Annotated in this window: 6 protein-coding genes and 1 pseudogene; 3 read left to right on the top strand and 4 right to left on the bottom strand. The window is 75.4% G+C overall.

Annotation, left to right across the window (positions count from 1 at the left end; all coding sequences use genetic code 11):
• The first annotated feature begins 16 nt into the window (after positions 1-16).
• Positions 17-421, top strand: coding sequence for a ChaB family protein (locus tag ABZ452_RS26350; protein WP_357948141.1), 405 nt, complete (start codon positions 17-19; stop codon positions 419-421).
• 60 nt (positions 422-481) lie between these two features.
• Here ABZ452_RS26350 and ABZ452_RS26355 read toward each other — a convergent pair whose 3' ends face one another.
• Positions 482-1,915, bottom strand: a complete 1,434-nt coding sequence (locus ABZ452_RS26355; protein ID WP_357948144.1) for an aldehyde dehydrogenase family protein — start codon at positions 1,913-1,915, stop codon at positions 482-484.
• Positions 1,916-1,987: 72 nt separating this feature from the next.
• Between ABZ452_RS26355 and ABZ452_RS26360 the strand changes: the two genes are divergently transcribed.
• Positions 1,988-3,580: an NAD(P)/FAD-dependent oxidoreductase gene (locus ABZ452_RS26360; protein ID WP_357948147.1), complete on the top strand. Its 1,593-nt coding sequence runs from the start codon at positions 1,988-1,990 to the stop codon at positions 3,578-3,580.
• Positions 3,581-4,020: 440 nt separating this feature from the next.
• Here ABZ452_RS26360 and ABZ452_RS26365 read toward each other — a convergent pair whose 3' ends face one another.
• The 3 genes from ABZ452_RS26365 to ABZ452_RS26375 form a co-directional block, all read right to left on the bottom strand.
• Positions 4,021-4,788: a polyprenol monophosphomannose synthase gene (locus ABZ452_RS26365; RefSeq protein WP_357948150.1), complete on the bottom strand. Its 768-nt coding sequence runs from the start codon at positions 4,786-4,788 to the stop codon at positions 4,021-4,023.
• A gap of 114 nt (positions 4,789-4,902) precedes the next feature.
• Positions 4,903-5,904: an SDR family oxidoreductase gene (locus tag ABZ452_RS26370; RefSeq protein ID WP_357948151.1), complete on the bottom strand. Its 1,002-nt coding sequence runs from the start codon at positions 5,902-5,904 to the stop codon at positions 4,903-4,905.
• A complete protein-coding gene (locus tag ABZ452_RS26375; RefSeq protein ID WP_357948153.1) occupies positions 5,901-6,347 on the bottom strand; it encodes an SRPBCC family protein in 447 nt (148 codons plus the stop codon). The genes ABZ452_RS26370 and ABZ452_RS26375 overlap by 4 nt, the downstream gene beginning before the upstream one ends.
• A 146-nt stretch (positions 6,348-6,493) precedes the next feature.
• On the opposite strand from ABZ452_RS26375, the pseudogene ABZ452_RS26380 reads away from it, so the two are divergent.
• Positions 6,494-6,735, top strand: a pseudogene (locus ABZ452_RS26380) (hypothetical protein); the annotation flags it as partial.

Raw genomic sequence — 6,735 nt, forward strand, 5'->3', positions numbered from 1 at the left:
GACGGAGGAGGACGAGATGCCCGGGCGCGAGGTACTGCCCAGCACGCTGAAGCGCTCCCCGGACAAGGCGCAGCGGACCTGGGAGAAGACGCACGACTCGGCGGTCGAGACGTACGGCGAGGGGGAGCGGGCGCACCGCACCGCCTTCGCCGCGGTCAAGCACGAGTTCGAGAAGGTCGGCGACCACTGGGAGCCGAAGGGGCGCAAGGGCCCGAGCGACCGGCAGGCGGCCGGCGGCGGCCCGGCCCGGCGGGCCCCCACGGCCGGCGGGGTGGACGCCAACGCGAAGAAGGAGCACCTCATGGAGGTCGCCAAGAAGCTCGACGTGCCGGGCCGCTCCCGGATGAGCAAGCCCGAGCTGGTCAAGGCGATCGAGAAGGCGAACAACAACGCCACCCGCAAGGCCCGCGGCGGCCGCTGACCGGCCGGCGACGACACGGGAGCCCGGGACCGCGCAGGTCCCGGGCTCCCGTCGTGCCGCTCACCAGTGGCCGCCGCCCGGCGCCTCGATGTGCACCGCCTTCACGGTGCTGAACTCGTCGAGCAGCTCGGGGCCGTACCCGAAGCCCTGGCCGCTGCCGCGGCGCGGCTGCGCGGCGCCGCCCGGCGCGCCCCCGAACACCGCGTTGACCTTGACGGTGCCCACCGGCAGCTCCCGCCAGGCCCGGTGGGCGTGGCTCATCGAGCCGGTCAGCACCGTGGCGGCCAGCCCGTACGGGGAGTCGGCCGCGCAGCGCAGCCCCTCGCTGAACGAGTCGACCACCACCACCGGGGCGACCGGCCCGAAGGTCTCCTCACGGACCAGCGTCATCTCGTGCCGGCAGTCGCTGACCACCGTCGCCGGGTAGAACGCGCCCGGCCCGTCCGGCACGCCGCCGCCGGTGCGCAGCCGCGCCCCCTCGGCCACCGCCGCGGTGACCTGCCCGTGCACGTGGTCCCGGTGCCGTCGGTCGACCAGCGGCCCGAGCTGGGTCCCCGGGGACCGGCCCGGGCCCACGACGAGCGCCTCGGCCCGCTCCACCAGCGCGTCGACGAAGTCCTCGGCCACGTCCCGGTGCACGTAGATCCGCTCCACCGCGACGCAGATCTGCCCGGCGTTGGCGAAGCAGCCCAGCGCCGCCTGCTCGGCCGCCCAGACCGGGTCCACGTCCGCGTCCACCACGAGGGGGTCGCTGCCGCCGTTCTCCAGCAGCACCTTCGCGCCGGTGCGCGCGCCGGCGGCGGCGATCGCCCGGCCGGTCGCGGTGGAACCGACGTGGGCGACGACGTCCACCTCCTGACCGGCCAGCGCCGCGCCCACCTCGGCGCCGCCGGCGAGCAGCGACAGCACCCCGGCCGGCAGCGCCGAGTCCAGGGCCCGGGCCAGCAGCCAGCCGGTCGCCGGGGTGCGCTCACTCGGCTTGTGGAGCACCACGTTGCCGGTGACCAGGGCCGCCCCGAGCAGACCGCAGGACACCGCCACCGGGTCGTTCCAGGGGGTGATCGCGGCGACCACGCCGCGCGGCTCGGGAGCCATGAAGTCCAGCGCGGAGGGAGCGCCGTGCAGGGTCCGCCCGCCCCGCACCGGGCCGAGTTCGGCGTACTGTCGCAGCGTGCCGATGCCCGCCGCCACCCCACCGCGCGCGTCGTCCAGCGGCTTGCCCATCTCCGCCGTGGTGGCCTGCGCCAGCTCCTCGGCGACGGCCTCGACCGCGTCCGCCGCACGGTGCAGCGCCGCGGCCCGTTCCGCCGGGGCGGTCGCCGCCCACTCCGCCGCCGCGCCCCGGGCCGCCTCGACCGCCTTGGCCACCTCGTCCGCCGTCGCCACCGGCACGGTGGTCACCGGGGAGCCGTCGGCCGGATCGTGTACGACCAGCTCGCCCCCCGCACCCCCGGCACCCCAGACTCCACCTATGAGCTGCGCAACCGTGTACATGCGGCAGTGGATGCCCCGACCCGGGCGAGGCAAACGCGTTTCGCCCGGTAACCGGCCGGGTAGGCGGATCGGATGATTTCCACCGCGGACGCCGTCGTCATCGGGGCCGGGCACAACGGGCTGGTGGCCGCGAACCTGCTGGCCGACGCGGGCTGGGACGTGCTGGTGCTGGAGGCCACCCAGGTCCCCGGCGGGGCGGTGCGCTCCGCCGAGGTGACCGCCCCCGGCTACCTCAGCGACCTCTACAGCTCCTTCTACCCGCTCGGCTACGCCTCGCCGGTGCTGCGTGGCCTGGGCCTGGAGCGGCACGGGCTGTCCTGGACCCACTCCCCGGACGTGCTGGCCCACCTGCTTCCGGACGGCCGCGCGGCCGTGGTCAACCGGGACCTCGACGTCACCGCGGCCTCGCTGGAGGCGTTCGCCCCCGGCGACGGCGACCGCTGGCGGCACGCGTACGCGGACTGGCTCCAGGTGGCCGAGCCGATGCTCGACACCATCACCAGCCCGTTCCCGCCGGTACGCGGCGGGCTGACCCTGCTGCGCCGGCTGAAGGTCGCCGGCGCGCTGCGGCTGGCCCGCCGGCTCGTGGTGCCGGTGCGCAAGCTCGGCGACGAACTCTTCGCCGGCGACGGCGGGCCCGCGCTGCTGGCCGGCTGCGCCCTGCACACCGACCTGTCGCCCGAGGAGGCCGGCTCCGGGGTGTACGGCTGGCTGCTCGCCATGCTCGGCCAGCAGGTCGGCTGGCCCGTGCCGGTCGGCGGCGCGCAGCGGATCACCGACGCGCTGGTTGCCCGGCTGGTCGAGCGGGGCGGCCGGATCGAGTACGGCGCCCGGGTCGACCGGGTGCTCACGGCCCGGGGCCGGGCCATGGGCGTGCGCACCGCAGACGGCGCCGACTGGCGGGCCCGGCGGGCCGTGCTCGCCGACGTCCCCGCCCCGGCGCTCTACCTGGACCTGGTCGGCCCGGCGGCGTTGCCGCCCCGGCTGGTCGAGGACCTGGCGCACTTCCGGTGGGACGGCTCCACGCTCAAGGTGGACTGGGCGCTCTCGGCGCCGGTGCCGTGGAAGAACCGGGCGATCGCCGGCGCGGGCACCGTGCACCTGGGCGCCGACCTGGACGGGCTCACCGCGTACGCGGGGGCGCTGGCCCGCGGCGAGGTGCCGCGGGACCCGTTCCTGCTGGTGGGGCAGATGTCGGTGGCCGACCCGAGCCACTCCCCGCCGGGCACCGAGTCGCTGTGGTCGTACACGCACCTGCCGTTCCGCCGGCACTGGCGGGCCGAGGAGGTCATCGGGCACGTGGAGCGGATGGAGGAGGTGCTGGAGGAGGCCGCCCCGGGCTTCCGTTCGCTGGTCGTCGGGCGGCACGTGGCCGGCCCGGCCGACCTGGAGGCGGCCGAACCGAGCCTGGTCGGCGGGGCGCTGGGCGGCGGCACGGCGGCCGCGTACCAGCAGCTCTTCCTGCGGCCGATCCCCGGCCTGGGCCGCGCGGACACCCCGGTGGACCGGCTCTACCTGGCCAGCGCCTCGGCGCATCCGGGCGGCGGGGTGCACGGCGCGCCCGGGGCAAACGCCGCCCGCGCCGCCCTGGCCCGCGACCGCCTGCTCACCGGCGACCTGTACGCGGGCGTGATCGGCGCCGCGCACCGCAGCGTCTACCGCTGACCCCGTCTGCGTTGCCCTGGCGCGACCGGGCCGGCTACCGCAGACCCCGCCCGCGTTGCCCTGACGCGACCGGGCCGGCTACCGCTGACCGGCAGCCCGGTCGGCGCGGCCCGTGGCGCCCGAACCGTCTACCGGTGACCGGCCACCTGGCAGGGCGCAGTCGTCGTCCCCGGTCACCGTTGGTGACCGACGCCCGCCCCCCGGCACCCCTCCCACACCGCCTTTGCTCTGCAGCCGCATACGCAGCGGTCACGCAGGGTGTCCGGCCGCGGCCGGCGCGGCGTACGGGCGGTTCCTCGCCGCGCAGGTGGGGAGGGTGCTGCGGTCATGGCTGCAGAGCAAAGGCGGTGCGAGGTCGTGGTAGCCCCGACGACAAAGCCTCACGCTGCGCCATCATGACGCAGCGTGAGGCCAGTGTCCGTGCGAACGGCGAGCGCCGGTCAGGTGTCCAGGTTGCGGTGCCGGGTGCGCAGCTTGAACGGCATGAGCGCGCTCTCGATCTTGGTGGCGGTGGTCATCTTCGAGGCGCCCTCGCGCCGCTCCTCGAAGCGGATCGGCACCTCCAGGATCGTGTGCCCCAGCTTGGTCGCCAGGTAGTGCATCTCCACCTGGAAGCTGTAGCCGTTGGACTGCACCCGCTCCAGGCCGATGTCGCGCAGCGCGTCGGCCCGCCAGATCTTGAAGCCGGCGGTCAGGTCGCGGATCCGCACCCGCAGCAGGGTGTGCACGTAGAGGTTGGCCCAGCCGCTGAGCGCGCGCCGGTAGAGCGGCCAGTTCTCGTCCAGCTCGCCGCCGGGCACGTAGCGCGAGCCGATGACCACGCCGGCCTGGGTGGAGAGCAGCGCGCCGAGCATGCCGGGCAGCGCCTCCGGCGGGTGCGACAGGTCGGCGTCCATCTGCGCCACGTACTCGGCGCCGTCGTCGAGCGCCCGCCCGATGCCGTCCACGTACGCCCGGCCGAGGCCCTCCTTGCCCGGGCGGTGCACCACGAGCACCCGGTCCGGGTGCTCGATGGCCAACTTGTCGGCGACCTCCCCGGTGCCGTCCGGGGAGTTGTCGTCCGCGACGAGCACCTTCAACCCGGGCAGCGGCAGCGCGAGGACGCGCTCGACCAGCATCGGGAGGTTGCCCGCCTCGTTGTAGGTCGGAACGACGACGGTCAGGCGTGCGTCGCGCCACGGGGAGGGCAACTGCACGGGTTCGATCATCACGGACATCCTCGGTCGGCCGACAGGTTCACCTGAGAGGGTAGCCAGTACCCTCCGCGCGGTCCGCACAGACGCCCGCCCGGAGGATTCCGGACGGTTCGCCGGCGTGGGCGGTCAGCGTAACCGGCGGGCCAGCCCGCCGGCCGCCGTGAGCAGCCCGCCGAGCGCCAGCACGTATACGGCGGGCTTGTGCGTGCTCACCCAGAGTGCCGCCGAGCGGCGGCGGGCCGAGTCGGCGAAGACGCCCTCGGCGCCCCGGTCTCGCTCGTCGTCGCCCGGCCGGTCCAGGTTGTCGCGCCAGGCCGCCGGGTCGATCGGCGTGTCGGTCTGCTGGCTGTCGTAGCCGTCGCGGGCCAGCTTCCGGTCCAGCAGCCCGGGGAAGAGGACGTTGCCCAGCCGGGCCCGCCACGTCGGGCCGCCCACGTTCAGCTCGCGGGGACCGCGGTCGGCGGCCCAGACGACCGCCCGCGCGGCCAGCTCGGGCGCGAAGATCGGTGGCACCGGCTGCGGATGCCGGGGCAGCCGCGTGCGTACCCAGGAGAACTGGGGGGTGTTGACGGCCGGGAGCTGCACCATCGACAGCTTCACCCCGGGGCAGTCGTGCAGCAGTTCGGACCGGAGCGAGTCGTTGAAGCCCTGCACCGCGTGCTTGCTCGCGCAGTACGCCGACTGCAGGGGGATGCCCCGGTAGGCCAGCGCCGAGCCGACCTGCACGATCGCCCCGCGGCCGTGGGCGCGCATGTGGCGCAGCGCGGCCAGCGTGCCGTGCACGGTGCCCAGGTAGTTGACCTCGGTGACCCGGCGGAACTCGGCCGCGGTGATCTCCCAGGCGGGCGCGAAGACCGACACCATCGCGTCGTTGATCCAGACGTCCAGCCCGTCGTAGTGGTGCACCACGTCGTCGGCGGTCCGCTGCACGGCGCCCGCATCGGCGACGTCCACGCGGTAGGTGCGCACCTCGGCGGCGCCCAGCCGGCGGCAGTCCCGTTCGGCGGCGGCCAGCCCGGCCGCGCCCCGCGCCAGCAGGGCCAGCCGCGCGCCGCGCGCCGCGTACGCCCGGGCCACCGCGCGCCCCACGCCCGCGCTCGCCCCGGTGATCACCACCCGCTGGGTCACCGGTCCGCCTTCTGCCGGGTGGCGATGTCGGAGAGCCGGCTCAACGTCTCCTTGTTCCGCTGGTGCAGCACCAGGTCGTTGAGCTTGTTCCGGACCCAGCGCAGCGGCCCGGCGGCGAAGTCCTCGCCGATGGTGACCCGCGTCCGGCCGTCGGCCAGCGGCTCCAGCTGGAACACCACGACCGCCTCGCCGGCCGGCCACAGCCCGGCCCGCACCACGAACCGGTGCGGGGCGTCGCACTCCAGCACCGTGGAGGTGTCCTGGAGCGACAACGGCCACGGGCCGGCCTTGTGGTGCAGCCGGCTGCCCACCCGGGGCCACGAGTCGTCCACGTCCCGGACGTGCACCGTGCCCACCACCCAGTCGCTGTAGGTCCACCCGTCGGCGAGCACGTCGAAAACCTGCTGCGGGGGCGCGTCGATCACTTTCTCCACAATCGCCACCGGAACCCCATACCCCCGCCTGGACCTCCGCTAACGACCGGCCGGGTTAGCTTCTCGGGGGCGGCGGGTAACGCGGGACCGGGCCGGCGGCGGCGCGGGTGCGGACCGGCCGTACGGCACCGGCGGAGTCGGCTCCGCCGAAGTTGATGTTTACTCCTCGGGGGGTCGGGAACCCGCCGCCCGTGCGACGGGACCACGAGCGGGATCAGTGCAGGTCAGCCCGGGTTGGCCCGGGTGCTGACCGGTTCCCGTCCGGCCTGTACGACGCGGTGCTGCTGGACCGGGACGGCACGCTGATCGAGGACGTGCCCTACAACGGCGACCCGGAGAAGGTCCGGCCGGTGCCCGGCGCCCGGGAGGCGCTGGACCGGCTGCGCGCGGCCGGGTT

This window comes from Micromonospora sp. NPDC005707 (assembly GCF_040631005.1).
Classification (GTDB): domain Bacteria; phylum Actinomycetota; class Actinomycetes; order Mycobacteriales; family Micromonosporaceae; genus Micromonospora.

What these genes read in the sequence shown, in the direction of transcription:
- ABZ452_RS26350 (WP_357948141.1), top strand. Translation starts at nt 17, where the DNA reads ATGCCCGGGCGCGAGGTACTGCCCAGCACGCTGAAGCGCTCCCCGGAC.
- ABZ452_RS26355 (WP_357948144.1), bottom strand. Translation starts at nt 1,915, where the DNA reads ATGTACACGGTTGCGCAGCTCATAGGTGGAGTCTGGGGTGCCGGGGGT.
- ABZ452_RS26360 (WP_357948147.1), top strand. Translation starts at nt 1,988, where the DNA reads ATGATTTCCACCGCGGACGCCGTCGTCATCGGGGCCGGGCACAACGGG.
- ABZ452_RS26365 (WP_357948150.1), bottom strand. Translation starts at nt 4,788, where the DNA reads ATGATCGAACCCGTGCAGTTGCCCTCCCCGTGGCGCGACGCACGCCTG.